Here is a 23,803-nt window from a genome sequence, read left to right as displayed (position 1 = left end):
CTGTGATTACTTTTCGGTCAAGGAATGTCAGGCCCGGGCGTTATGCCCTGGCCTGACAAAGCTATCTACTTAGGCTGGCGTAACGCAGGTAACGCCATTGCCGGCTGTATTCAGGGTATCGCATAGCGCGCCCCACGTTCCCGTGATCCAGCCCGCAACCACGATGATAGTGGCGATCGTGGCAGCGGCGATCAGGCCGAGAAGGATGGTGTATTCGACCATGGCAGCGCCGTTTTCATCGTCGCGGAACTGCCGGGTCATCGTCATGAGCTTGTTCATGTCAATTTCTCCCTTTGGAGGTTGGAACCCGACGAGACAGAGCAAAGGATGAAATCCATACCCAAGCATCCCCCGTCATCTCGATCCTAGGTCCCGAGAAAACGCAGAGTCAAACGACATTAAGGGTTCCTTAACTTTCACATACGTGATTCGGCAAGAAGATTGCAAAGCCAAATCTTATCAAGCGATTGATTCTTTTCATTTTTCGATCGCCCTTAACCATTCGTTCACAATTCAGCCGCTCATGTGGCGAAATTAGGGAAGCATTAGCTAGTATGCATATTCCTTTATATCTAAGGACTTGAGTGGGAGTTCTGCTCATTTTCGCGGTGCGGTCGGACGAGTCCGAGAGCTGCAGATCAATTTGGAGAACCCCGCATTCCCTCCGTGTCAAATAAACAAGGGTTTGGTGGCCTTTGATCTTAACTATGCCGGAAGTAATGGCCGTGCGCCTGGCATCCAGGCGCTTGTGCGCTCGTTGGTTAACGTTTAGTTTCCGCTAATGCGTGTCCGAGGGGAGTATAGGCGATTATGCTGGGGCGGTTCATCAAGGGGGCAAGCGAACAGCAGGCGGCGTCAAAGACCGAGCAGCTGGCGGTGCTGCCTGTTGCTCCGGCTCTTTCGCTCGCGGCTGATGTTGAGTCGCATGGCAATGATTTTCTGACGCTCAAGGTCGAGCTTCATCGCCATTTGATCGACCGGTTCAACCTGACCGCACTTGAAAATGCCTCCAAGGATGAGATCCTGAATGAGATCCGTCCCATCGTGCGCGAGTTCGTACGAAATCGAACCGTGCCGCTGAATGCCCGCGAACTCGATCAACTGACCAGCGACACCGCCGACGAGATGCTGGGTCTCGGGCCGATCGAACCGCTGCTCAAGGACGATTCCATCACCGACATAATGATCAATACGCATGAGCGCGTCTTCATTGAGCGGCGTGGCATGATCGAGGAAACCTCGATCCGCTTCCGCGACGAGGCGCACCTGCTACGCGTCATCAACAAGATCGTGTCGAATATCGGCCGGCGGGTTGATGAATCCGCGCCGATGGTCGATGCCCGCCTGGACGACGGGTCGCGTGTCAACATCGCGGTGCGACCGGTCTCGGTCGACGGCCCTCTGGTGTCGATCCGCAAATTCTCGAAAAATCCCTATTCGCTCGAGCGCTTGATGGCGTTCAATTCGATCCGTCCGCCGATGATCGAACTGCTGCGGATCGCGGTCCAGGCGCGCAAATCGATCCTGGTTTCAGGCGGCACCGGCAGCGGCAAGACCACCTTGCTCAATGCATTGTCTAGTTACATCCCCTCGAAGGAGCGGCTGATCACCATCGAGGATGCGGCCGAACTGCAATTGCAGCAGCCGCATGTCGGCCGGCTGGAGACGCGCCCGCCCAATGTCGAGGGCAGGGGCGAGGTGCGCCAGCGTGAATTGCTGAAGAACGCGCTGCGCATGCGGCCGGATCGCATCATCGTCGGCGAGGTGCGCGGCGAGGAAGCCTTCGACATGCTGCAGGCGATGAACACCGGCCATGAAGGCTCGATGACGACAATTCACGCCAACACGCCGCGAGATGCGATCTCGCGGCTGGAACAGATGGTCGGCATGGCCGGCATGCCGATGAGCCACGATTCGATCCGGGCGCAGATTGCGTCGGCCATCGACATCATCGTCCAGACGCAGCGGCTGTCCGACGGCGGCAGGCGCGTGACGTCCATTTCGGAAATCACCGGCATGGAGGGCAATATCGTGCAGCTGCAGGAAATCTACCATTTCGTCAGGCGCGATGTTGCCGCGGATGGAGCAATCATAGGTGATTTCCGCGCCACCGGCGTGCGCCCACGCTTTGCCCCTGAGGCCGCGACACAGGGCCTTCATTTCGCCAAGGACGCCTTCAATCCGCAGGTGGCTATGTAATGCCGACGGGACAGTCGCTCCTCTATTTCATCTACGTGGTTGCGGCCGCTTCCGTCATTCTTGCCGCCGAGGCTTTCTACCTTTCGCTGGCCAGCCGGCGCTCGCGCCGGGTTGCGGTCAATCATCGACTGCGCAAACTTGCCGATGAATCGCCTGCGGAACAAACATTGCAAAGCCTGCTGCGCGAACGCGGCCTGACCGATTCAGGCGACTTCATCTCCGGCTTTGTCCGGCTGAACCGACTCTACACTCAATCCGGGATCACCGGAAATCCGATGACCTTCGCGGCTTCCTTCCTCCTCGCCGGCCTGGCGGTAGCGTTGCTTCTTTGGGTTCTGACAGGTCTCTCGGCGCTGGCGGCGCTCCTCGTCTTCCTAGCGGTGGGCTTTGTCCTGCCGCTTCTCGTCCTGCGTCGTGCCGGCAAAAAGCGAATCTTGAAATTCGCCAGGCAATTGCCCGACGCGCTCGACATGATCGTCCGTTCTCTCCGCGCCGGTCATCCGGCCACCGTTGCGATCGGCCTCGTTGGTCGCGAAATGGCTGACCCGCTCGGCACGGAGTTCGGCATTGTCGCCGACGAGATCACTTTCGGGCTCAGTATCGAGCAGGCGGTGCGAAAATTGTCGGAGCGGGTCGGCTTCGAGGGTCTGCACCTGCTGTCGGTATCGCTCTCGATTCAGGCCAAGACCGGCGGCAACCTCACCGAGATCCTGTCGAACCTCTCGTCCGTGCTGCGCGAAAGGCAGAAGCTGAGATTGAAGATCAGGGCGCTTACGGCCGAGGGCCGCGTGTCCGCATGGATCATCTCGCTGTTTCCTGCCGTCATGTTTGCGATTCTGATGCTCATCTCGCCCTCCTACTATGGCAAGGTCTGGGACAGCCCGTTGATCTTCCCGGTGTTCCTGTCGTTCGGGATATGGGCGCTGCTCGGCGACTACATCATGTACCGCATGGTCACTTTCGATTTCTAGGAGCAACCTTGGGCCTGTTTTCGAACTTGAACGACCTGACCTTTCTCGTCTCCCTCACCGTTTTTGCGGCGGCGGTCGCGATGTTCCTGTTCGCCGCGCTGGTATTCCTGCCTGCGATGCAGACGCGCAGGCTGGTGACGGATAGTCTTGTCGGCGACGGGCGCGTGGATCGTCGCTCGATTCTGGGGCAGGACCGTCTCGCCAGGGCCGCGGCGCAAAAGCCAGTAGAAGCCTACTTCAGGTCGATGGAGAAGGAGCGCAACGAGCCGGACGCCCTTGAGGCGAAGCTCTTTCGCGCCGGCTTTTATCACGCGAGTGCCCCCCTTATCTACACGCTTTGCCGGCTGGGGGCCGTCGCCATAGGCTTTCTGGTGATGTACGCTCTCCTGTCGAAGGTATTGCCGCCGAAACTGCCAAGCTTCGTAGCTTTCGGCGGTGCGAGCCTGATCGCCCTCGGCTGCATCGTTATCCCAAGCATCATGCTCGACCGCTTTGAGAATGCTCAGAAGCAACTCTATCGCCGAGCCTTCCCCGATTTCATGGACATGATGATCACGTGCGCCGATGCCGGCATGAGCCTTGAGGCGGCAGTCGAACGAGTCAGCCAGGAACTGGCGGGCACGCATAAATGGCTGGGCATCCAACTCTCGATCATGAATCTGCAACTGCGTGCCGGCAAGACGCTTCGCGAGGCGTTGCGCGAACTGGCCGACCGCATCGGCCTTGATGAGGCGAAGGCATTGGCAGTGCTGTTCCGGCAGTCTGAGGAACTCGGCACCAGCTTGACCGACGCCTTGCGCGTCTACAGCGCCGAGATGCGCGGCCAGCGGGTCCTGCAGGCGGAAGAGCGTGCCAACGCCTTACCCGTCAAGATGATGATTCCGTTGGGGCTATGCATCTTTCCGGTCGTCATGATGGTCATCATGTTGCCGGTCATCATTCGCATGAAGGGCATTTTCTTCTAGTTTGGTATATCATTTGCGCCTAATGTGAGTCGGGGACCCCAGGGGACACATCTATGAAGAGGGTTATCGCGGCCGCGGCCTGTCTGCTCATGGCGGTGCTTGCCGGTTGCCAGACGGCGGACACAACCGACGGTGTCGTGCGCACCAACGAACCGTCGAAGGGCGACGTGACGTCTTTTGGCGATGCTTTCGACGGGCTGAAAACGGTCAGCGACGTCGAGTATTACGCCTCCGACCAGGCCGTCGCGGAGGCCAAGAACCAGTTCCGCGCCGAAAATTACGGCAATGCCGGCGCGCTGTTCTTCAAGGCGACGCAACTGGCGCCCAATGACGGCAACGCCTGGATGGGGCTGGCCGCCTGCACCGACCGGATCCACCGCTTCGACCTGTCCGACAAGGCCTATGCCAGGGCTTTCAAGTTGGTCGGCGCAACGCCCGAATATTACAACAATGTCGGCTATTCCTATCTGCTGCGCGGCAAACTGCAGGACGCCCGCTCCAATTTCCTCAAGGCTTATGAGCTGGCGCCCAACGACCCGACCGTCGCCAACAATCTGAAGCTTTTGTCGTCAAGCGTGCAGAACGTCGAGCGCTAGCATGCTGCTCGTCGAAGCACTGCTGCTGAAGGCGCTCGCTATCCCTCTGCTGGCAAGGATTGCCTGGCTCGATTTCACCACCCAGAAGATTTCCAATCGCGACGTGCTGCTGCTGCTCTGCCTGGGCGCCGGGGGCTTGTTGCTGCTCTCGCTCCAGTCCGGGTCGTGGTGGGACATGGGACTGAGCGCCGGTGCAGGGCTTTTGTTGTTCGTGGCGTTCTTGCCCTTCTGGGCGTTGCGCAAGATCGGCGCCGGCGATGTCAAGCTGATAGCAGTCGTGCCATTCCTGATCAGCGGCGGCGCTCTCGCGGTGTTTTCGGTGCTGCTCCTGGTTTTCGCCTTGGCCACCGCGGCGATCGTGAAAAACCCCTTCCTGCTGCCAGCGGGTGCTTTTCGGCTCATCGTCCAGCATCTGGACCGCAAGGGCATGGTGCCGTTCGGCGTGCCGATCTCGCTGGCCGCGATCTGTACGCTGGCGTTCCTGATCTACAAGAGCTTGATCCTGGCGAGCAGTTCTGGGATCCTCAATCAGCTCAACTGACCTCGACAGTTCGCGCGGCTGAACGCGCTGCGATCGACACTTCCCCGAAGCCTTCGCCGGCGCGCTGGCTGACGGAACAAACAAAAAAACCCGCCTGTGCGGCGGGTCACTGGCGCAAATCAGCACCATGGGCAAAAATGTACCATAGCTGAGTGCAGGGAGTCAAGAAAAAAATTCCTATCGCGCTGCCCTGCACAAAAACGACGACACTGCCGAACTGGCTCCCGCCAGGCCTTTCGTCGAAGTTCGGAGCCGTGGGTCCGGTCACGGAGAGCTTGTCGAGAAGCCGGGTCGATGGCTAGATAAACAATCACAGGGAGAAGGCAGCATGGCACTTCACCTTTCGGCGGATGCTCCGGTCTCGGTCGCGGCGCCTCCACAGAAATACCTGTTTGGTCCGTTCATTGATTTTTTCATGCTCGGCGGGAGCGCGTTCCTGATCCTGCCGATCCTGTATTTCGTGCCGCTCAAATATGAGGGCGTCGTGGCGCTGGCGGCGTTCTTGCTGTCGCATCTCATCAACCAGCCGCACTTTGCCCATTCCTACCAGATTTTCTATCGCAATTTCGCACGCAAGGTGCGCGGTGACGGATACGACAGAAGTCTCCAGATCCGCTACATCATCGCGGGCATTGCCGTCCCGCTGATCATGCTCGCTTTCTTCGCCTATGGCTCGGTAACCGGCAACGCCCGCCTGCTGGGATATGCCACCAACGCGATGGGCTTTTTCGTCGGCTGGCACTACGTCAAGCAAGGCTATGGCATGCTGATGGTGGACGCGGTGCTGAAGCGCAAATTCTTCAGCGACCAGGACAAGAAAGCGCTGCTGTTCAACGGATATGCCGTGTGGCTGTTCGCCTGGCTCCATACAAACGTGGTGATCACCGAAAGGCAGTACTGGGGCCTGGACTACTACACATTCGCTGTCCCGCCCTGGCTCCTCAACATCGCGCTCGCGGTCGCCGCTGCCTCCTCGGCGGCCACCGCCGTGATGTTCGTCAATCGCTGGCGCAAACATGGCGGCGCGCTGCCGTATAACGGCGTCGTCGCTTACGTCGTGTCGCTCTATGCCTGGATTCTGTTCGTGGCTCTAAATCCGCTTTGGCTGCTCGTGGTGCCGGCGCTCCATTCGTTGCAGTATTTGGCAGTCGTCTGGCGTTACCAGACCAATGTCGAGCGCGACCGCGTGGATGCCGTCAAGGATCCGGAATTCAGGGTGCTGTCCATTCTTGGGCCGATGTACAGGCTGCGGGTGCTGATATTCATCGTCGCCGGCACAATTCTCGGTGCTCTCGGTTTCTGGCTCGTGCCGATGGCGCTGAGTGCCCTGGTTCCCTACGACAAACAGGTGCTCGGCTCGTCGCTTTTCCTCTTCATCGCGTGGATATTCATCAACGTGCACCACTACTTCCTGGACAATGTGATGTGGCGTCGCGGCAACCCGGAAGTCTCGAAATATCTGTTCCGCTAACCCTCAGTCCGTTGGATGTTCAGTCCCGCAGGAGATCGAACATCAGCTTGAAGAAGCGGTCCGCGTCGACCTCATGTGCGATGCGGGCATTGTCCTTTTCACCGCGCTCGCCCCAGTAGTCGGCGATGGTCGCGCCGAAGGCGTAGGTGCCGGACAGATCGACGCCGATATGGGCAGGGCGCGTGCGCACCAAGGTCGGGTCGATGGCCAGCGCCAGCGCCAGCGGATCGTGCATGGCGCCGCCAACGCCCATCGAGTTGCGGTGCAGCTTCTCGTAGAACAGCAGCCAGTCGTTGACGAGCCGGCCGAGCGGCGTGTCGATGGTGGCGAGTTCGGCATATTGCGGCGCCTCGATCAGCACCTGCATGGTGACGTCGAGGCCGACCATCAGGATCGGCACGCCGCTGTCCAGCACGATCTTCAGCGCTTCGGGATCGCAGAACGCGTTGAATTCGGTCGGCGTGATGATCTCGCTCTTGCGGTAGAACACGCCGCCCATCCAGATCAGTTCCTTGATCTTGGGCAGCACGTCGCGATGCTTGAGGATCATCAGGCCGATATTGCTGAGCGGGCCGGTGGCGACGACCAGGATCGGTTCGGGCGCGGCGCGCAGCCTGTCGGCCAGGAAATCGACGGCATGCCGGTCAACCGGCTTGATCGTCGCCTGCGGCAGGTAGGGCGAGCCCTCGAGCCCGCTCGGGCCATCGGCGGTGCCGAGCACCAGCGGGCGCGCCAGCGGACGGTGACAGCCCTGCGCGACAGGCACGTCGCCGGCGCCGATATACTCCAGGATGCGCAAGGCATTGGCGGTCGTCTTCTCGACTTCCGCATTGCCGCAGGTCGTGGTGACGCCGATGAGTTCGATGGCCGGCGAGCGATGCGCCATGACCAGCGCGATGGCGTCGTCGTGGCCGGGGTCGCAGTCGAACAGGATAGGAGTTGGCTTGGTCATCATGTCGTCTTTCACGCCGCCCGCTCGTAGCGCGCTATGGTTTTCTTGAAGCCGTCGAGGAAACGCCGGCCGTCCAGGCCGGTGCAGATGCGGGTGGTTTTCGGCCCGCCGCCGGGCAGCAATTGCCGGCCGCGATAGGCGACGGTCTGGCCGCGCGCCAGCCTGCCGTCGAGCACGACGTCGGCGAACAGCGGCTCGGTCATCGTCGCCAGGCCGGGATCGAAAGCCAGCGCCACGGTGATCACGTCATCCATCGGGAACCCGACGAGGTCGAAGAATTCGCGCCAGATGTCGATGTAGATCGGGAAGCTGTCGGCGATCATCTCCAGGACGGGATTGTCCCTCGCGACGGCCTGCATGTCGGCGATGTCGTCGCGCGTCAGCATCGAGTCGGCGACGCGGTTGTCCTCGCAGATGTCGAGGGGGACGAGGATCTTCTCGACATCGGCGTTGAGCACGATGCGCGAAGCCTCCGGATCGGCCCAGATGTTGTACTCCGACAGGGGTGTGATGTTGCCCGGCGTCTGGAAATTGCCACCGAGCACGATCAGCCGCTTGAGTGCACCGGTCAATCGCGGCTCCTGCAACAGCGCCATCGCCGCGTTGGTCAGCGGGCCGGTCGTCACCAGCGTGATCTCGCCCGGATTGGCCATGACCGTCTCGATGATGAAATCGACCGCATGTCCCGACGTGGCCTGCCGCACCGGCGTCGGCGCCGGCGGGTTGAACTTCTTCAGGCGATCGCCGAAACGGGCGACAAGCCGTTTTTCGAAATGCACCGGCGCCTCCATGTCGGCCTTGGCGTTGCCGACGATCGGCCGCCACGCGCCGGCGTGAACCGGGATATCGTTACGCCCGGCGAGCGTCAGCGTGTTGAGGACGACGTTGGTGACCTGTTCGATCGGGCCGGCCGCACCGGTCACGGTGGTGACACCCTCGAGCCGGAGTTTGGGATTGACCGCTGCAAACAGCACGGCGAGAATATCGTCGCCGGCTGAATCCACGTCGAGGATTATGCGTTCCATAAAGGCTTCCTTCACTGGGGATTTTTGCCGCCGGGTTCAGTGTTCCTGTCTACCGACAGCAGCTTCCGCATCGATTCCAGCGTCTCCGCGATGATCCTCGGGCGCGCCCGGTAGGACAGCGCGAACAATGCGATCAGCGCAACGACATAGGGGACGGTGAGAACCAGGTAGGACGGATAGCCAAACGTCTGCAGGCGCAACGAAAAGGCATCGGCGAAGCCGAACAGCAGGCAGCCGGCCAGCACCTTCAGCGGATCGCCGTTGGAAAAGATCAGGATCGCCACCGCCATGAAACCACGGCCCGACGACATGTTTTCGGTGAACATGGTGATGTAGCCGAGGGACAGATGCGCGCCGGCGAGGCCCGCCAGCAATCCGCACAGCAGGGATGCGATGTAGCGGACGCGGGTGATCGAGATGCCAAGCGCCTCGGCGGCTTCCGGCTTTTCGCCGACGACGCGGATATAGAGGCCGAGCCGCGTCCGGTTGTAGCAGACGACCAGCAGCGGCACGGCGATGAAGGCGGCATAGACGAGCGGCGTGAAACCGGAGATCAGCGGCGCCCAGGAGCCGAGAAGGTCGCGGGCGCCGGGCAGCTGGACTTTCGGCAGGCCGACGATGCCGTGACCGACGATCGAACCGCGCGTGCCGAAGATCGCTTTCATCAGCGAGATCGTCATGCCGCCGGCCAGGATGTTGAGCGCCAGCCCGACGACCACTTCATTGGCTTTGAAGCTCACCACCAGGACAGCAAAAACCAGGGCGAAGACGAGCGCCGCCGCAACGCCGCAGGCGACGCCCGCCAGTGCGGAACCTGTCCAGATCGAACCAAGGACGGCGAAGAAGGCGCCGACCAGCATCTGCCCCTCGAGGCCGATGTTGAAGATGCCGGCCTTGGTGGTGAACGAGCCGCCAAGCGCGACCAGAAGGATGGGCGCGGTGGTGCGAAGCGTCGCAGCGATCAGCGCGACGTTGATGAGCTTGTCTAGAATTTCCATCGCCGCTCCCCTGCCTGGCTGTCGCCGCGCTTTCTCACCAGCACCTGGGCCGACACGCTGAGGATGATCAGCGCCTGGATCACGGTGATGATTTCGCGCGACGCGCTGGTGTCGACCTCGAGCAGCAGCGATCCGTTGCGCAGGGCACCGAAGAACAGTGCGGTGAAGATGGTGGCGACCGGCGAGCCATTGGCGAGCAGGGCGGCGATCAGCCCGTCGAAGCCGAAACCGGGAGCAAATCCTTCCATGAAGCGGTGGTGGACGCCGAGCGTCTCGACACCGCCGGCCAGCCCGCCGACGGCCCCCGAAAGCAGCAGGACCAGGAAGCCCTGCCGTTTCACGTTGATGCCGCCATATTCGGCGAATTTCGGCGCCGAGCCGACCATCGTGACGCCGTAACCCCATTTGGTGTAGCGGAAGACAAAGGCCGCGCCGACCGCCAGCACCAGGCCAATGACCAGGCCCCAGTTCAACCGCGAGAAGGCGAAGATCTCCGGCAGATAGGATGTCGCCAGGATCGGCGGCGTCTCCGACCAGCCGCCCGGCCGCTTGAACAGGAAGATGGTGAAGTAGGATGTGAGCAGCACCGCCACGTAGTTCGACAGGATCGTCGAGACGACCTCGTTGGTGTTGTAGCGGGCGCGGAAATAGGCGGGGATGGCGACCCAGGCCGCGCCTGCCACGACCGCCAGCGCCAATGCTGCCAGCGTGTGGATGCCCGCGGGCAGGGGCATGGCAAAGCCGACCCAGGCGGCGGCGAAGCCGCCGAGGAACAGCTGGCCCTCGATGCCGACGTTGAACATGCCGCCGCGCAAGCCGATGCAGGCAGCGACACCGCAGATCAGGATCGGCGTCGTCTGCAGCAAGGTCCCGGCAATCTTCTCCTGATCGCCGAAGGCGCCGCGCAACAGTGTCATGAACACACGCACCGGGCTTTCGCCGACCATGAGGATGATGATCGCGCCCATCAGCAGTGCCACGCCGATGGCGATGACCTGGCCGGAAACGGCATGCAAATGGTCTTTCATGATGCGGTCTCCACGGCGAATTCCGGTGCGGCCACGCCTGCCATCATCATGCCGATGCGCTCCTCGTCGGCATCATCGCCAGAGACCTCGCCCATGATCCGTCCGTTGAACATCACCAGGATGCGGTCGGCAAGGGCGGCCAGTTCGTCGAGTTGCACGGAAATCAGCAGGATCGCGCGGCCGGCGGCGCGCTGGCGCATGATCTCGTCATGAATGGCCTCCTGGGCGCCGATGTCGACGCCGCGCGTCGGCTGGTCGATCAGCAGGAAATCGGCGCCATTGGTGAATTCGCGTGCCAGAACGACCTTCTGGATGTTTCCGCCCGAAAGCCGCTTGACCGCATCGCTCGGTCCGCGCGCGCGAATATCGAAGCTCTTGATCAGCGTTTCGGCGTTTTGATTTATGGCATTCCAGTTGAGCATGCCGCCACGACTCCATGGTGCGCGATGCTGGCGGCCCATCAGGGTGTTGGCCGCTATCGAAGCGTTGCGATCGACCCCGCGTACCATGCGGTCGCCTGGAACATGGGCGAGGCCGGCCTGGCGGATCGCGGCGGGCGAGAGATCGGTGAGATTCTGGCCCTTCAGCCAGGCCCCGCCATGGCTTGCCGGCCGCAGGCCCGAAAGTACTTCCGCCAGCTCCGTCTGTCCATTGCCGGCCACACCCGCGATCCCCACCACCTCGCCGGAGCGGACCGTGAAACTGGCATCGCGAAGGGCCGGCAGCAGGCGATCGTCGCGCGCCCACAGATCCTTCACTTCGAGCACTACGTCGCCGTGCAGCGAAGCGCGCGGCCGGCGGTCGAAGCTCACCTCGCGGCCGACCATCATGTGCACCAACTCGTCCTTGCTGAGCTCGGCCGTCGGCCGGGTCGCCACCTTCCTGCCGTTGCGCAGCACCGTCACCGTGTCGGACACTTCCATCACTTCTTCCAGGTGATGCGAAATGAAGATCACCGTCATGCCCTCGGCCACGAAGCTGCGCAGCGTCTGGAACAGTTCGCGGCTTTCCCGCGGCGTCAGCACCGCGGTCGGTTCGTCGAGGATGATGGTGCGCGCGCCGCGCACCAGGACCTTCAGGATTTCGATGCGTTGCTCTATGCCGACCGAGAGCAGCCCGACGCGCTCGGTCGGATCGACCTGCAGGCCGAAGCGCTTCGACAGGTCGCGCGTTCGCGCCACCTGCGCGGCGTGGTCGATCAGTCCATGGCGACGGATTTCCATGCCGAGAAAGACGTTGTCGGCAACCGAAAGCGAGGGAACCAGCTTGAAATGCTGGTGAACCATGCCGAGGCCGGCCTTTATCGCGACGGACGGATCGGCGATCACGATCTCTTCACCGTTCAGCCGGATCGAGCCTTCGTCCGGCTGCAAGAGGCCGAACAGGATGTTCATCAGCGTCGTCTTGCCGGCACCGTTCTCGCCGATGATGGCGTGGATCTCGCCGCGGCGGACCGCAAGGTCGATGCCGTCATTGGCGACGAATGCGCCAAAACGCTTGGTGATGCCGGTCAACTCGACGGCCATCGCGGCATTGCTGTGGAGGGTCGGCGACCCCGGCGTGTTCGACAACATGGCTCTCGCAGATTGGACACTGATCCGCCGCGGCAAGCCGCGGCGGATCAGTCTAGCGCTTTCTTGGGAGGGAGGCGCTGGTGTTGGCTTATTTCGCCTTGGCGATCACGATCTTGCCGTCGACGATGCCCTTTTTGATCTCGTCGAGCTTGGCGGTCATCTCTGCCGGGATCTTGGCGGCGATGTCATCGCAGACCTTGACCTCGACACCGCCCGAGGCGAGGTCGAAAGTGCGGGTGCCGGCGGTGATCTTGCGGCCCTCGACCTCGTCCTTGATCAGCGTATAGACGGCGATGTCGCCGCGCTTCAGCATGCTGGCGAGCACATTTCCGGGGGCCGAGCCGCACATGTCGATGTCGACGCCGATCGAATATTTGTCGACCGCGGCACTTGCCTGCATCACGCCTTCACCCGTCGGGCCGGCGACGTTGTAGACAATGTCGGAGCCTTGGCCGTAAAGCGCCTGGGCAAGTTCGCTTCCCTTGGCCGGGTCGTCGAAGGTTCCGGCGAAGACGGAGTTCACCTTGACGTCGGGCGCGGCATATTTGGCGCCTTGCTCGTAGCCGCCCAGGAAGTTGCGGATCACCGGGATATCGCGGCCGCCGACAAAGCCGATGGCCCTGCCGTCGCCGATCTTGTCGAAGGCGGTGCCCTTGGCTTCGATCATGCCAGCAAGCGCGCCGGCGACGAAGGATCCCTGCTCCTCGGCGAAATTGGCGTAGATCATCTTGGGGTTGTCGAGGACGCCATCGATGAACACGAAGCGTTGGTCAGGATATTCGGCGCTGACCTTTTGCAGCGAGTCCACCAGCTCCCAGCCCATCACGAAGATCAGGTCGTACTGTTTGCCCTTGGCAAGATTCTCGAACTGCTGCTGGTAGTCGAGCGCGCGATTGCCGGTGTCGACCAGCTTGAGATCGATGCCGAAATCGGTCTTGGCCTTGTTGAGGCCGTTGACGATCGAAACGCCAAAACCCTGTGCAAAGTATCCCGAGATGGCGGCCACGGAAACCTTGGCCTGTGCGGCGGCCGGTCCGAACGAAATGGCAAGCATCGTGCCGGCCAGGAATAAACTCTTGAGCGCCCTTTTCATGTCATTCCCCTTCAGCTTTTTTCAGCTTTTGAAGCCACGCTTTGACCATCCCCCACACATCGCCGGAACAACGGCGAGTTCGTTGATGGTCATATGAGTTTAGGAGCGGCTTAACAGGCTGTCAATCGTCATCCGATGCAGTTTTCTTGGCCCTTCGCCCGCTTGCCCGACGTCTGTGCTTGACAAATGTCGATAGGCATAATTGTTGATACTCTAACGAGTTTTATGAACGACGGGATGAAGGAAGAGAACAATGCCGGCTGTGGTGGTCAGGAAATTTCTGGTTCAGATCGAAGAGATATTCCATGAGGGCGGACCCCACGCGGCACGTCCGCTCAAGCGAGGCGCGATCGTCGCGGTCATCGCCAACCCTTTTGCCGGACGCTATGTCGAAGAGATCACCGGCTTCATGGAAGACCTGAAGCCGCTCGGTCTCGATATGGCTCGGCGCCTGATCGACTCCATTGGTGAGGGCGGCCAGGCCATCGAAGGTTATGGCAAGGGTGCCATAGTCGGCGCCGCCGGCGAGCTTGAACATGGCGCGCTCTGGCACAATCCGGGCGGCTACGCGATGCGCGAACTGCTCGGCAATGCCAAGGCGATCGTGCCTTCGACCAAGAAAGTCGGCGGCCCCGGAACGCGCATCGACATCCCGATCACGCACATAAACGCCTCCTATGTGCGCAGCCATTTCGATGCAATCGAGATCGGCATTGCCGATGCGCCGCGCAGCGATGAAATGGCGGTCATCCTGGCGATGACCACCGGCGCACGCGTTCATGCACGGGTCGGCGGCCGTGCCGCCGCCGACATCAAGGGTGAGGACGGACTGCGATGAGCCCGGAAATCCGCCGTATCATCACCATCGTCGAGGAAACCCGGATCGAAGGCGGGCGGCCCGTCGATCCGCCGACGCGGCGTGCCGCAGCCATTGCGGTCATCCGCAACCCCTATGCGGGTACCTACGTCGAGGATCTGTCGGCACTCAGCGCCGTCGGCGAAGCGTTGGGCGAAATCTTGCCCAAGCGCGCCGTCGCTGCTCTGGGCATTGCCGGCAACCGGGTCGAGAGCTTCGGCAAGGCGGCCGCCGTCGGCGCCGATGGCGAGCTCGAACATGCCGCCGCCATCCTTCATCCAAAGCTCGGCGCCCCGTTCCGCGATGTGCTCGGCAAGGGCGCCGCGCTCATTCCCTCATCGAAGAAGCGCGGCGGCCTCGGCGTGCCGCTCGATATTCCGCTCGGCCACAAGGACGCGGCGCGGGTGCGCAGCCATTTCGACGGCATGGAGGTTCGTGTTCCCGACGCACCGCGTGCCGACGAGATCGTCGTCGCTATCGCCGTCACCGATTCCGGCAGGCCGCACCCGCGCGTCGGCGGACTGACCAAAGACAAGGTCGTCGGCAAGGACGGCGTCAGCTAGGATAACCGACATTCAGGCGATGCCGGCCTGCAAACGTTGATTTCCTGCGCTTCCCGTGCTCGCGTACCCGAAAGTACGCTGCGCTCCGGTTCTGAGAAATAAAGATATTTGCGACACACAAAAAAGTCGAAGAAATAGAACCGGAGTTCAGCCGGTTTCGACTATGAACATCCGTGCCTCTTGGGCTTCCCGACGCTCGGCCTTGATCGGCGCGTATCTCTCGGAATTGTAGAACGCCAGCGCTTGGGCGAGGGTTGCAAATTCAAATACGCCGGCCATCGGGAGCGGCACGTCCTCGCCCTCAAGAACCTGCGCAACAGGGCCGAAATGTAAGATGCGCCCGCCGGCCTCTTGCAGAGCCGCTTGAAAGCGCGGAGCGACAGCCGCCTGTTTGGCGGCGTCGATGATGCGCAGATTGATATGCACGTACGCTGGCATGGAATTCTCCTAATAATGCATATACACTATTATCCGAGGATGAAATTGTCTAGAGGGCGGACGTGAGCGGTTTTGATCCGGAAACGTTGAAAGGCGTCGCGGCGGAGTGTCCGGGCTTTCAGGCTCGTGCGACGGCGCGTGCGGTCACGCGCTATTACAACGCCTGCTTCAAACCGCTCGGGCTGACGGCCGAGCAGTTCAGCCTCCTCGTGGGCATCGGAGCGGTTGAGGGAACGACACTCGTCGATCTTGCGAACAGCGCGGGAGTCGACCCGACGACCCTGAGCCGAAATCTTCAGAACTTGGAAGGGCAACTTTTGGTTCATTCAAAGGGCGGACGCGGCCGCTTGGGAAAGCAGATTGGCCTAACGATATCTGGGCGCAAGCTTGTCGTCGATGCGCTCCCGTTGTGGAACTTGGCTAAAGCGGAACTGTCCAGTCGCTTGGGCAAAGAAAAACTGCGTTCCGCTAGCAAGCTGATGGCCGAGCTGGCCGAGGCAGCAAAAACTTCGCGCATATAACGGCTCGTCGCGACCTGAACCTCAACATACCCTGAACGTCGTCAACTGGGGACGATTTCCGGCACCCGCATCGCCGGCGGGGTGTTGCGGCTCCGGCCGGTCCGCACCACGCCGTCGATGACGACCATTCCAATGCCTGGAAGATTGCCGAGCGCCACGCTGTCGAGCAGCCCGTCGCCGGCGCCGCCGATCGCCTGATCCATGAAGATCAGGTCGGCGGCGCGACCGACCTCGATCAAACCGCGATCGTCCAGTCCGCGCACGCGCACCGTGTTGCCGCTGGCAAAACAGAACGCCACTTCCGGCGCAATACCGCCAAGCGAAGCCAGCATGGTCAGGGTCCGCAGGATACCGAGCGGCTGCACGCCGGATCCGGCCGGGCTGTCGGTGCCCAGGATGACGCGCGAAAGTTCGCCGCGCTGCCTTGCCAGGTCGAGCACGAACAGTCCGGTGCGCAGATTGCCGTTGTGGACGATTTCAAGCGCCCTCGAACCCTTCTCGCAGATCTGCCGTATTTCCGCGTCGGGCAGGGCGGTTGGCCCGCCATTGACGTGGGCGACGATGTCGGCGTCGACCTCCAGCACGACATCCGCGCCGATGCGGCCGGAGCCGGGCAGCGACGGGCCGCCTGTGTGGGTCATCGAGGTCATGCCGTATTTGCGCGCCCAGGCGATCATCTTCCGGCCGGTCGGCCCATCCTTGACGCCGCCAAGCCCGACCTCGCCGACAAGCGTCACGCCGGCCTCGGCGAGACTGCGGAAGTCTTCCTCGGTAAGGCCGGGTTCCAGGATCGGTGCCCCGGCCAGGATCTTCATGCCGTTCGGACGGAAGTTGGAGAAGGTGCGCTGCGCCGCGATCGCCAACGCCTTCAGCCCGACAAGATCGCGCGGTCGGCCCGGTGTGTGGACCTCGCCAGCCGAAATGATCGTGGTGACGCCGCCATGCACGGTCGAATCCATCCAGCCGATCTGGTTCTGCCGGGGCGTCCAGTCGCCGGCCACCGGATGGGCGTGGTTGTCGATAAGACCCGGCGCGACCGCACAGCCCATCGCATCGATGATCGTCGCCGCGCTGCCGCCATCAATGTCGCCTGCCTTGCCAATGCCTGATATGCGTCCATCGCTCACGACGATGGTGTCGGCGTCGATGATCGGTTGTGCGAGATCGCCGCTCAGCATGAGACCGATATTGCGGACGACGAGCGTGTTGGCAGACGACTGGAGGTCGGACGACATCGGTTCTCACTTTTGCTGTTATGGAAAAAAGGACTGGACGAGGCTTATTTGCCGCCGTCGCCATTCGATGGGTCGTCGTCATTGATGCGCTGGAGCAGGCGAAGCAGCGTCGCCTGCTCAGCCGGGGAGAGCGGCGACAGGAACCGCCGCCCGACCTCGACGCTGCGTTCGAGGCGCTCCAGCGTATAGTCGGTCCCTTTGCTGGTCAGCGCGATCATCGTCAGGCGTTGGTCGGTTTCGGAGGCGCTGCGCGTGATCAGCCCGTGTTTGAGCAGTTTACGCATGACGATGCTGATGGTCGACGGGTCCATCGCCGTCAACCGGCCGAGATGGTTCTGCGAGACTTCGCCATGCTTGAGGATCGTGGCGAGCGCCGCGAATTGCGTTGGCGAAAGGTCTTCGCCGGCCATGACCTGCTGGAAGCGCAGTGTCGCGCGCTGATGCGCCCGGCGGATGACGTGCGCCGGGTGACGGTCCAGTTCATAGCCGGTCTCGGCGTATTGCTGCAGCACTTGCTCGCGGCTCGGGGGTGCATCGCCGCTCGGCGTTTTCGAGGTCGCGCCTTTTTCGGATTGCGGTTTCTTTTCAGTCGTCACACCGGACTCCTATCGCCGCTGTCTCGGATGTCGCCGGTTTGGAAAAGCTCAAGCCGCGACCTCCGCTGGTTGAAGCGACGTCCCGTCGCGGAGGGCTGCGACGACATCAGCCGAATCGCTGACCACGCCGAAATGGGTCGCTATGTCGTAGAGCGAGCTTTCCTGCTCGCGCGGTCCCGTCGCTGCGCAGCAATCGCTTGGCACCACCACCTCATAGCCCTGAAAAAAGGCGTCATGGACGGTCGAGCGCACGCAGATGTTGGTGACCACGCCGAAAATGACCAACTGGTCGACCTGCATGTCTTTCAGCGTCAGGTCGAGGTCGGTTTGAAAGAAGGCCGAGTAGCGCCGCTTGATGACATGGATCTCATCAGCGCGGGCGCCGAGATCCTCGATGATCTCCGGCCCCCAGCTTCCATCCAGGCAATGCGGTGTGCGCTTCAGCCATTCGCGCTCGCGTCGCATGCCCGGCCGGTGGCTGTCATGGACCCAGATCACCGGCACGCCGGCGGCGCGCGCGGCCTCGATCACGGCCAGTTGCGGCGCGACCAGCGTCTCGTACCCAGGCAGGACCATGGCCCCGCCGGGCTTGCAGAACTCATTGACCATATCGATGACGATAACGGCTGCACGGCGTGGATCGAGGCGCACCGCATCATCGTGCCGATGTGAGGAAAAACTGTCCACGGGCATGGCGAGCTCCTTTGACCGATCGTTGATGCTCATACAAAAAACCCTAGTGGATGCCAAGTCAATCCCGTTCGACGCAAAGCGTGCTGGTCGGCCTTGCGCACCGCGCTCCGACAAGCGTATGCGCTATTTGCCCATCGCGAAATGGCCTTGACAACGCTTGTCAGGCATGTGCTCGATTTGTATGACCATCAATGATATTCAAGCCGCTGAATTGCGGAGCCGAGGCCGAGATATGAAAACCATCGTCACCGGAGCCAGCGGCCTGCTTGGCCGCCATGTGGCCGAGGCTCTGGTTGCGGCCGGCCACGATGTGCTTGGTGTCGACGCCGTGGTGCCGGGTGAGGTCGCATGGCGCCACGCAACCGCCGATTTGACCGATCTGGGATCGACACTGCAGCTGGTGCGCGATTGCGATGCCGTTGTGCATGTCGCGGCCATTCCGCGGCCGACCGGCCGGGCCGGCGGCGAGGTGTTCAAGACCAACATCGCGACCGCCTACAATGTGGTCGAGGCAGCCGCCATGGCCGGCGCCAGGCGCTTCATCTATGCCTCATCCTTCAGCGTCTTCGGCTATCCCTTTTTCGAAAAACCTGTGCGACCGCCCTATCTGCCGGTCGACCTGGACCACCCGGTCGGCGCGCAGGATCCGTACGGCCTGTCGAAATGGCTGGGCGAGGAAATCGTCGACGCGGCGGTGCGCCGCGGCGCCTTTTCGGCGGTCAGTATCCGCATGCCGTGGATCCAGACGCCGGGTTCATTTTTCGAGGGCGTCGGGCCGCGCCGCGCCACGGCCGACAGTGCCCGCGACCTGTGGGCCTATCTCGACGCGCGCGACGCCGGGCAGGGCTTCCTGCGGGCGCTTGAATGGCAAGGCGACGGCCATCTGCGCGTCCTGCTCAGCGCCGCCGACACCTTCATGGAAGAGGAAACCGAAGCGCTCGTGCGCCGGGTCTATCCCGATGTCGCTCTATCGCGGCCGATCGCCGGCTTTGGCGCCGTGCTCGACACGGTCCATGCGCGCGAAACGATCGGCTTCGAACCACAATATTCATGGCGTTCCTATCCAAAGCCGGAGACCGGGGGATGAAACGATTCGACCAGAAGAAGATCCTTGTCACTGGCGGCGCCGGCGCGATCGGCGGCGCGGCGGTGCGGCGTTTCCTTGACGAAGGCGCGCGCGTCGCCATTGTCGATCGCAATGGCGCGGCGGCGCAGCAACTGGCTCGCTCACTGGGTGAAAACGCCCTTGCCATCGAAGCCGACGTCAGCGATGAAGCGGATGTGCGGCGCGCCGTCGAGGCGACCGTCGAGACGTTCGGCGGCCTCGACGTGGTGTTCAACAATGCCGGCATTTCCGGCGTCGTCGCTCCCGTTCACGACCTGCCGGTCGAGGACTGGGATACGACCATCCGTATCAATCTGCGCGGTATCTTCCTCGTCCTGCAGGCATCGCTTCGGGCGATGATCAAGGCGGGGACCGGTGGCTCGATCGTCAACATGGGCTCATCCATGGCCGGTTGGGACGTCCTTTCGGGCGGTGCCGGCTATGTCGCTTCCAAACACGGCGTGGTCGGCCTGACGCGGGTTGCAGCGCTCGATGCCGCGCCCTACGGCATACGCGTCAATGCCATTTGCCCCGGCGTGATCGAGACGACGCTTGGCGTGCCGGCTTCCGGTGACGGCGAATTCAAGAGCAGCGTCCAGCATTTCGCCGACCGCATTCCATTGCGCCGCATCGGCCAGCCGGACGATGTCGCGGCCGCCGTGGCTTTCCTGGCCTCGGACGAGGCGAGGCACGTCACGGGCGTGGATTGGCTGATCGACGGCGGCCAGACCTTGCAGAGCTGGGCCAACGCCCCTGATGGCGGTGCGTTTCCGAAATTTCGCTAAAGCTCAATTTCGCTGCTCGATTTGCTTGAGCATTGATCTGCAAGAATTCGGCAAACCAATTGTCGGATGCCGGCCGCTCCCGCTAAAGGCCAAGCCCCATTCGCGATCTACTTCACGCCGATGCCGGCGGTCAGGCCGCCATCGATCTTGTAGTCCGCGCCAGTGCAGAAGCCGGCCTTCGACGAACACAGGAAAGCGATAAGTTCGGCCACCTCCTCCGGCTCGCCGATGCGCCCGATGGGGTGCGCTTCGCCGAAGCGCTTGTAGGCGGCCTCGACATCGGCGTCCGTGCCGTTCTCGCCGCGGGCGGCCTTCTCCAGGATCGGAGTGCGGATCGAGCCGGGGCTGACGGAATTGACGCGGATGCCGGAGCACGCATGGTCCAGGGCCAGGGCACGCGTCAGCGTGTGGATGGCGCCCTTGGTGGTGGCATAGGCGGCGACGTTTTGCTGGCAGGCAAAGCCCTGCACCGAAGCGACGTTGACGATGGCGCCGCCGCCCCTGCGGACCATTTCCGGGATGCCGAAATGCGCGGTCAGATAGATCGACCCGACATTGACCGACATCGCCTTGTTCCAGGTCTCGAAATCGGTGCTGACGGCGGTTCCGTACGGATGCACCGCCGCCGAATTGACGACGATATCGAGGCCGCCGAACCGCTCCACGCCGGCCGCGACCGCGTCGCGAACCTGATCGGGCACGGAGACGTCGGCGCCTATCACCAGCGCCCCGGCTGCGGAGCTTTCCAGTTCCGCTTTCAGTAGAGCGTTGGCCGCGCGGTCGATGCCGCAGGCGATGATCGCGGCGCCCCCTGCAGCGAGGCGTCTGGCGGTTGCGAGGCCAATCCCGGTCGTCCCCGTCACCAAGGCAACCTTGCCGTCGAAATCCTTCATTGGGAAAACTCCTTCATTCGCTGTCCGAAACCGGTTCCTAGTTTGACACCCATTGTGGTCCAACAATAGGTTGCCATCCTCTCGCAGAAGGAAGCGGCAATGGAACAGTGCTGGCGCTGGTATGGACCAAACGACCCGGTAACGCTCGATCATGTCAGGCAGGCCGGTGCGACCGGCGTGGTGAGCGCCTTGCACGATATCTATGACGGGCGCGCCTGGCCGCTCGAGAGCATTCTGGAGCGCAAGCGTGTCATCGAGGCCGCCGGCCTGACATGGTCGGTGGTCGAGAGCATTCCGGTCCACAACTCCTTCAAGATCGGCGCGCCGGAACGCGAGCGCTACGCCGGCTACTATCGCGACTCAATCCGCGCGCTCGCCAAGGCCGGCATTGCGACGGTCTGCTACAATTTCATGCCGGTGGTCGACTGGACCCGCACGGATCTCGCCTATCGGCTGCCGACGACGGGCTATGCGCTGCGTTTCGACGCCATCGATTTCGCAGCCTACGACCTGTTCGTGCTGAAGCGCGTCAATGCCGAAGCCGGCTATACCGCTGCCCGTATCGCCGAAGCGGAAGCGCGGCTGAAGGAATTGAGCAGCGAAGCGATCGACAGGATCGAACGCAACCTGATCGCCGGCCTGCCGGCGACCGAGCGCAGCTATGACAGGGACAGTTTTCGCGAGGCCCTGGCGGACTACGATGCGATCGGACCAAAGGAGCTGCGCCAAAACCTTGCCTGGTTCCTGCGCGAGATCATTCCGGTGGCCGAAGAGGAGGGGGTGCTCATGTGCATCCATCCCGACGACCCGCCCTTCTCGCTCTATGGCTTGCCACGCATCGTTTCGACAGCCGAGGATGCGCGTTTCATCCTTAACGCCGTCGACAGCCCCGCCAACGGCCTGACGTTCTGCACCGGCTCTTATGGCACGCGCGCCGACAATGACATCGTCGCCATGGTCAAGGAATTCGCCGACCGCATCCACTTTGTCCACCTCCGCAACATCACCATCGAGGATGACGGCTCGTTCTACGAAGCCGAGCATCTCGAAGGCGGCACCGACATGGCGCATGTTATCCTCGCTCTGATGCAGGAAGAGGCGCGCCGTCGCAGGGAAGGCCGTGCCGACTGGCGCATTCCGATGCGACCAGACCATGGCCATCTGCTTGCCGACGACATCGGCAAGACCAGGATCAACCCCGGCTATTCGCTGATCGGCCGGCTGAAGGGCCTCGCCGAACTGCGCGGCATCATGCGCGCCATCGAGCGGTTCGAGCTGGCTTGAAGCCGTCCTGCCGGTCGGCTGGCGGGATTTACAGACGATCACGCGCGATTGCGCTTCCGCTGCGACTTATACGCTGTCGCACTGGAAAGTGCGGTCCACGAGAGGCATGGCGGGTAAAGCACTTGTCGGGAAATTATTTGCCGACAGGTCATAATATGCAGCGCTGACGTTCTTCCATCCGGCCCGGATTGGACTTCCTGTTGCTTTGATCGGCACGCCTTGCGTGTCACTTTGAGATGCATTCATGCTCGAAGCTCTTGCCGGTGGTCGCTTCTACTTCTCCTAAGCCAGGGCAGAGAAAAGAAGGAAGCTGACCATGCCCAGAATTGTGCCGGTGCTTGACCTGAGCCGCCTCGAACAAGGTGCGTCCGAGTATCGTACCTTTCTCCTGGACCTGCGTACGGCAGCCCGGGACGTTGGCTTCTTCTATCTCAGCGGCCACGGAATTTCCGCCCCGGAGATCGACGACGTGCTCGATGCCTCGCGACGGTTCTTCGCGTTGCCGGAGGCCGACAAGCTGGCCATCGAAATGGTCAAGTCCCAGCAGTTCCGCGGCTACACCCGCGCCGGCGGCGAACTGACCAAGGGCGCGGCCGACTGGCGTGAGCAACTCGACATCGGCGTCGAGCGCCAGCCCATAGCGCAGGGACCTGGAATTGCACCGTGGACACGGCTGCAGGGGCCGAACCAGTGGCCGTCTGCACTGCCGGAGCTCAAGCCGGCACTGCTTGCATGGCAGGCCAAGGCGACCGCGGTGGCCATTCGGCTGCTGAAAGCCTTCGCACTATCGCTCGATCAGCCCGAGGACGCCTTCGACGCGATCTATCGGGACTCGCCCAACCATCGCATGAAGATCGTCCGTTATCCCGGCCGTGACGCGACCGAAGGCGACCAGGGCGTCGGCGCGCACAAGGATGGCGGTTTCCTCACCCTGCTGCTGCAGGACGACAACAAGGGCCTGCAGGTCGAATATGACGGAAGCTGGGTGAATGTGGATCCGCTCCCTGGAACGCTGGTCGTCAACATTGGCGAACTGCTCGAACTGGCATCGAATGGGTATTTGCGTGCCACCGTTCACCGCGTCGTGACGCCGCCTGCCGGCGTCGAGCGGATCTCCGTTCCCTTCTTCTTCAGTGCGCGGCTGGACGCGACCATACCGCTTCTGACCCTGCCCGAGGAATTGGCGGCCGAAGCGCGCGGGCCGGCAAGCGATCCGGACAATCCGTTGTTCCGCGATGTCGGCACCAATGTGCTCAAAAGCCGACTGCGTTCACATCCCGACGTGGCGCGCCGCCACTATGCCGATCTTCTCCAGGCCGGAGCGGCGGGCTCGTGAGCTCAGCTCTGCACGAATTTTCGCCGTTTCATATGTTTTTTGGAATGCCATTCGTCGCCAAGGCTTCGAGATAGGCGCAAAAAGG

At 62.2% G+C, this 23,803-nt stretch carries 25 protein-coding genes; 13 read left to right on the top strand and 12 right to left on the bottom strand.

The features are described 5' to 3' along the window. Positions 1-69: 69 nt before the first annotated feature. Positions 70-279, bottom strand: coding sequence for a Flp family type IVb pilin (locus tag LB559_RS27860; protein ID WP_224675469.1), 210 nt, complete (start codon positions 277-279; stop codon positions 70-72). A 531-nt stretch (positions 280-810) separates the two neighbouring features. On the opposite strand from LB559_RS27860, the gene LB559_RS27855 reads away from it, so the two are divergent. The 6 genes from LB559_RS27855 to LB559_RS27830 all read left to right on the top strand — a co-directional run bounded on the left by LB559_RS27855 (position 811) and on the right by LB559_RS27830 (position 6,743). Next, positions 811-2,199, top strand: a complete 1,389-nt coding sequence (locus tag LB559_RS27855; RefSeq protein WP_224675468.1) for a CpaF family protein — start codon at positions 811-813, stop codon at positions 2,197-2,199. After that, a complete protein-coding gene (locus LB559_RS27850) occupies positions 2,199-3,170 on the top strand; it encodes a type II secretion system F family protein (protein ID WP_224675467.1) in 972 nt (323 codons plus the stop codon). The genes LB559_RS27855 and LB559_RS27850 overlap by 1 nt, the downstream gene beginning before the upstream one ends. A 14-nt stretch (positions 3,171-3,184) precedes the next feature. Further along, complete coding sequence (locus tag LB559_RS27845; protein ID WP_224675495.1) at positions 3,185-4,135, top strand: type II secretion system F family protein; 951 nt, start codon at positions 3,185-3,187, stop codon at positions 4,133-4,135. Positions 4,136-4,188: 53 nt separating this feature from the next. Then, positions 4,189-4,731: a tetratricopeptide repeat protein gene (locus tag LB559_RS27840; RefSeq protein ID WP_064994625.1), complete on the top strand. Its 543-nt coding sequence runs from the start codon at positions 4,189-4,191 to the stop codon at positions 4,729-4,731. A gap of 1 nt (position 4,732) precedes the next feature. Beyond that, positions 4,733-5,272 (top strand): prepilin peptidase, encoded by a 540-nt coding sequence (locus LB559_RS27835; protein ID WP_224675466.1) that lies wholly within the window; start codon positions 4,733-4,735, stop codon positions 5,270-5,272. Between the two features lie 328 nt (positions 5,273-5,600). After that, complete coding sequence (locus LB559_RS27830) at positions 5,601-6,743, top strand: hypothetical protein (RefSeq protein WP_224675465.1); 1,143 nt, start codon at positions 5,601-5,603, stop codon at positions 6,741-6,743. A 19-nt stretch (positions 6,744-6,762) separates the two neighbouring features. On the opposite strand, the gene LB559_RS27825 is transcribed toward LB559_RS27830, so the two are convergent. The 6 genes from LB559_RS27825 to LB559_RS27800 form a co-directional block, all read right to left on the bottom strand. Continuing rightward, positions 6,763-7,710 (bottom strand): nucleoside hydrolase, encoded by a 948-nt coding sequence (locus tag LB559_RS27825; protein ID WP_164766073.1) that lies wholly within the window; start codon positions 7,708-7,710, stop codon positions 6,763-6,765. Then, on the bottom strand, positions 7,707-8,720 hold the full coding sequence (locus tag LB559_RS27820; protein ID WP_024502285.1) for a nucleoside hydrolase: 1,014 nt from the start codon (positions 8,718-8,720) through the stop codon (positions 7,707-7,709). Before LB559_RS27820 ends, LB559_RS27825 begins: the two co-directional genes overlap by 4 nt. 11 nt (positions 8,721-8,731) lie before the next feature. After that, on the bottom strand, positions 8,732-9,718 hold the full coding sequence (locus tag LB559_RS27815) for an ABC transporter permease (RefSeq protein ID WP_013530293.1): 987 nt from the start codon (positions 9,716-9,718) through the stop codon (positions 8,732-8,734). Next, positions 9,706-10,746, bottom strand: a complete 1,041-nt coding sequence (locus tag LB559_RS27810) for an ABC transporter permease (RefSeq protein WP_224675464.1) — start codon at positions 10,744-10,746, stop codon at positions 9,706-9,708. The genes LB559_RS27815 and LB559_RS27810 overlap by 13 nt, the downstream gene beginning before the upstream one ends. Next, a complete protein-coding gene (locus tag LB559_RS27805; RefSeq protein WP_224675463.1) occupies positions 10,743-12,320 on the bottom strand; it encodes an ABC transporter ATP-binding protein in 1,578 nt (525 codons plus the stop codon). The genes LB559_RS27810 and LB559_RS27805 overlap by 4 nt, the downstream gene beginning before the upstream one ends. A gap of 88 nt (positions 12,321-12,408) precedes the next feature. Then, entirely contained in the window at positions 12,409-13,413 is a 1,005-nt protein-coding gene (locus LB559_RS27800) for a BMP family protein (protein ID WP_224675462.1), read from the bottom strand. A 253-nt stretch (positions 13,414-13,666) separates the two neighbouring features. Here LB559_RS27800 and LB559_RS27795 point away from each other — a divergent pair, with 253 nt between their 5' ends. Then, complete coding sequence (locus LB559_RS27795; protein WP_224675461.1) at positions 13,667-14,251, top strand: amino acid synthesis family protein; 585 nt, start codon at positions 13,667-13,669, stop codon at positions 14,249-14,251. After that, positions 14,248-14,832 carry an amino acid synthesis family protein gene (locus LB559_RS27790; RefSeq protein WP_224675460.1) on the top strand — a complete coding sequence of 195 codons (585 nt, stop codon included), beginning with the start codon at positions 14,248-14,250 and terminating at the stop codon, positions 14,830-14,832. Before LB559_RS27795 ends, LB559_RS27790 begins: the two co-directional genes overlap by 4 nt. A gap of 147 nt (positions 14,833-14,979) precedes the next feature. On the opposite strand, the gene LB559_RS27785 is transcribed toward LB559_RS27790, so the two are convergent. Continuing rightward, positions 14,980-15,270, bottom strand: coding sequence for a DUF1330 domain-containing protein (locus LB559_RS27785; RefSeq protein ID WP_224675459.1), 291 nt, complete (start codon positions 15,268-15,270; stop codon positions 14,980-14,982). Positions 15,271-15,332: 62 nt separating this feature from the next. Here LB559_RS27785 and LB559_RS27780 point away from each other — a divergent pair, with 62 nt between their 5' ends. Further along, positions 15,333-15,791, top strand: coding sequence for a MarR family winged helix-turn-helix transcriptional regulator (locus tag LB559_RS27780; protein ID WP_027162241.1), 459 nt, complete (start codon positions 15,333-15,335; stop codon positions 15,789-15,791). Between the two features lie 41 nt (positions 15,792-15,832). Here LB559_RS27780 and LB559_RS27775 read toward each other — a convergent pair whose 3' ends face one another. From LB559_RS27775 to LB559_RS27765, 3 genes are read right to left on the bottom strand one after another with little or no spacing between them, the layout of a single operon-like run. Beyond that, positions 15,833-17,026 (bottom strand): amidohydrolase family protein, encoded by a 1,194-nt coding sequence (locus LB559_RS27775; RefSeq protein WP_027162240.1) that lies wholly within the window; start codon positions 17,024-17,026, stop codon positions 15,833-15,835. A 44-nt stretch (positions 17,027-17,070) separates the two neighbouring features. Further along, positions 17,071-17,622, bottom strand: coding sequence for a MarR family winged helix-turn-helix transcriptional regulator (locus LB559_RS27770; RefSeq protein WP_027162239.1), 552 nt, complete (start codon positions 17,620-17,622; stop codon positions 17,071-17,073). A 48-nt stretch (positions 17,623-17,670) separates the two neighbouring features. After that, positions 17,671-18,315 (bottom strand): cysteine hydrolase family protein, encoded by a 645-nt coding sequence (locus LB559_RS27765; RefSeq protein ID WP_027162238.1) that lies wholly within the window; start codon positions 18,313-18,315, stop codon positions 17,671-17,673. Positions 18,316-18,547: 232 nt separating this feature from the next. Between LB559_RS27765 and LB559_RS27760 the strand changes: the two genes are divergently transcribed. Next, positions 18,548-19,402, top strand: coding sequence for an NAD-dependent epimerase/dehydratase family protein (locus LB559_RS27760; RefSeq protein ID WP_024502293.1), 855 nt, complete (start codon positions 18,548-18,550; stop codon positions 19,400-19,402). After that, a complete protein-coding gene (locus tag LB559_RS27755) occupies positions 19,399-20,205 on the top strand; it encodes an SDR family NAD(P)-dependent oxidoreductase (protein WP_224675458.1) in 807 nt (268 codons plus the stop codon). Before LB559_RS27760 ends, LB559_RS27755 begins: the two co-directional genes overlap by 4 nt. Before the next feature lie 107 nt (positions 20,206-20,312). Here the strand turns inward: LB559_RS27755 and LB559_RS27750 are convergent, their stop codons facing one another. Beyond that, complete coding sequence (locus LB559_RS27750) at positions 20,313-21,098, bottom strand: SDR family NAD(P)-dependent oxidoreductase (RefSeq protein ID WP_224675457.1); 786 nt, start codon at positions 21,096-21,098, stop codon at positions 20,313-20,315. A gap of 99 nt (positions 21,099-21,197) precedes the next feature. Between LB559_RS27750 and uxuA the strand changes: the two genes are divergently transcribed. Both uxuA and LB559_RS27740 read left to right on the top strand, forming a co-directional pair. Beyond that, positions 21,198-22,382, top strand: coding sequence for a mannonate dehydratase (uxuA, locus tag LB559_RS27745; RefSeq protein WP_224675456.1), 1,185 nt, complete (start codon positions 21,198-21,200; stop codon positions 22,380-22,382). A 316-nt stretch (positions 22,383-22,698) separates the two neighbouring features. Beyond that, positions 22,699-23,718 (top strand): isopenicillin N synthase family dioxygenase, encoded by a 1,020-nt coding sequence (locus tag LB559_RS27740; RefSeq protein WP_013530313.1) that lies wholly within the window; start codon positions 22,699-22,701, stop codon positions 23,716-23,718. Positions 23,719-23,803 lie beyond the last annotated feature (85 nt).

This window comes from Mesorhizobium sp. BR1-1-3 (genome assembly GCF_020165455.1).
Classification (GTDB): Bacteria; Pseudomonadota; Alphaproteobacteria; order Rhizobiales; family Rhizobiaceae; genus Mesorhizobium; species Mesorhizobium ciceri.
This window is presented reverse-complemented; position numbering and strand designations above follow the sequence as displayed.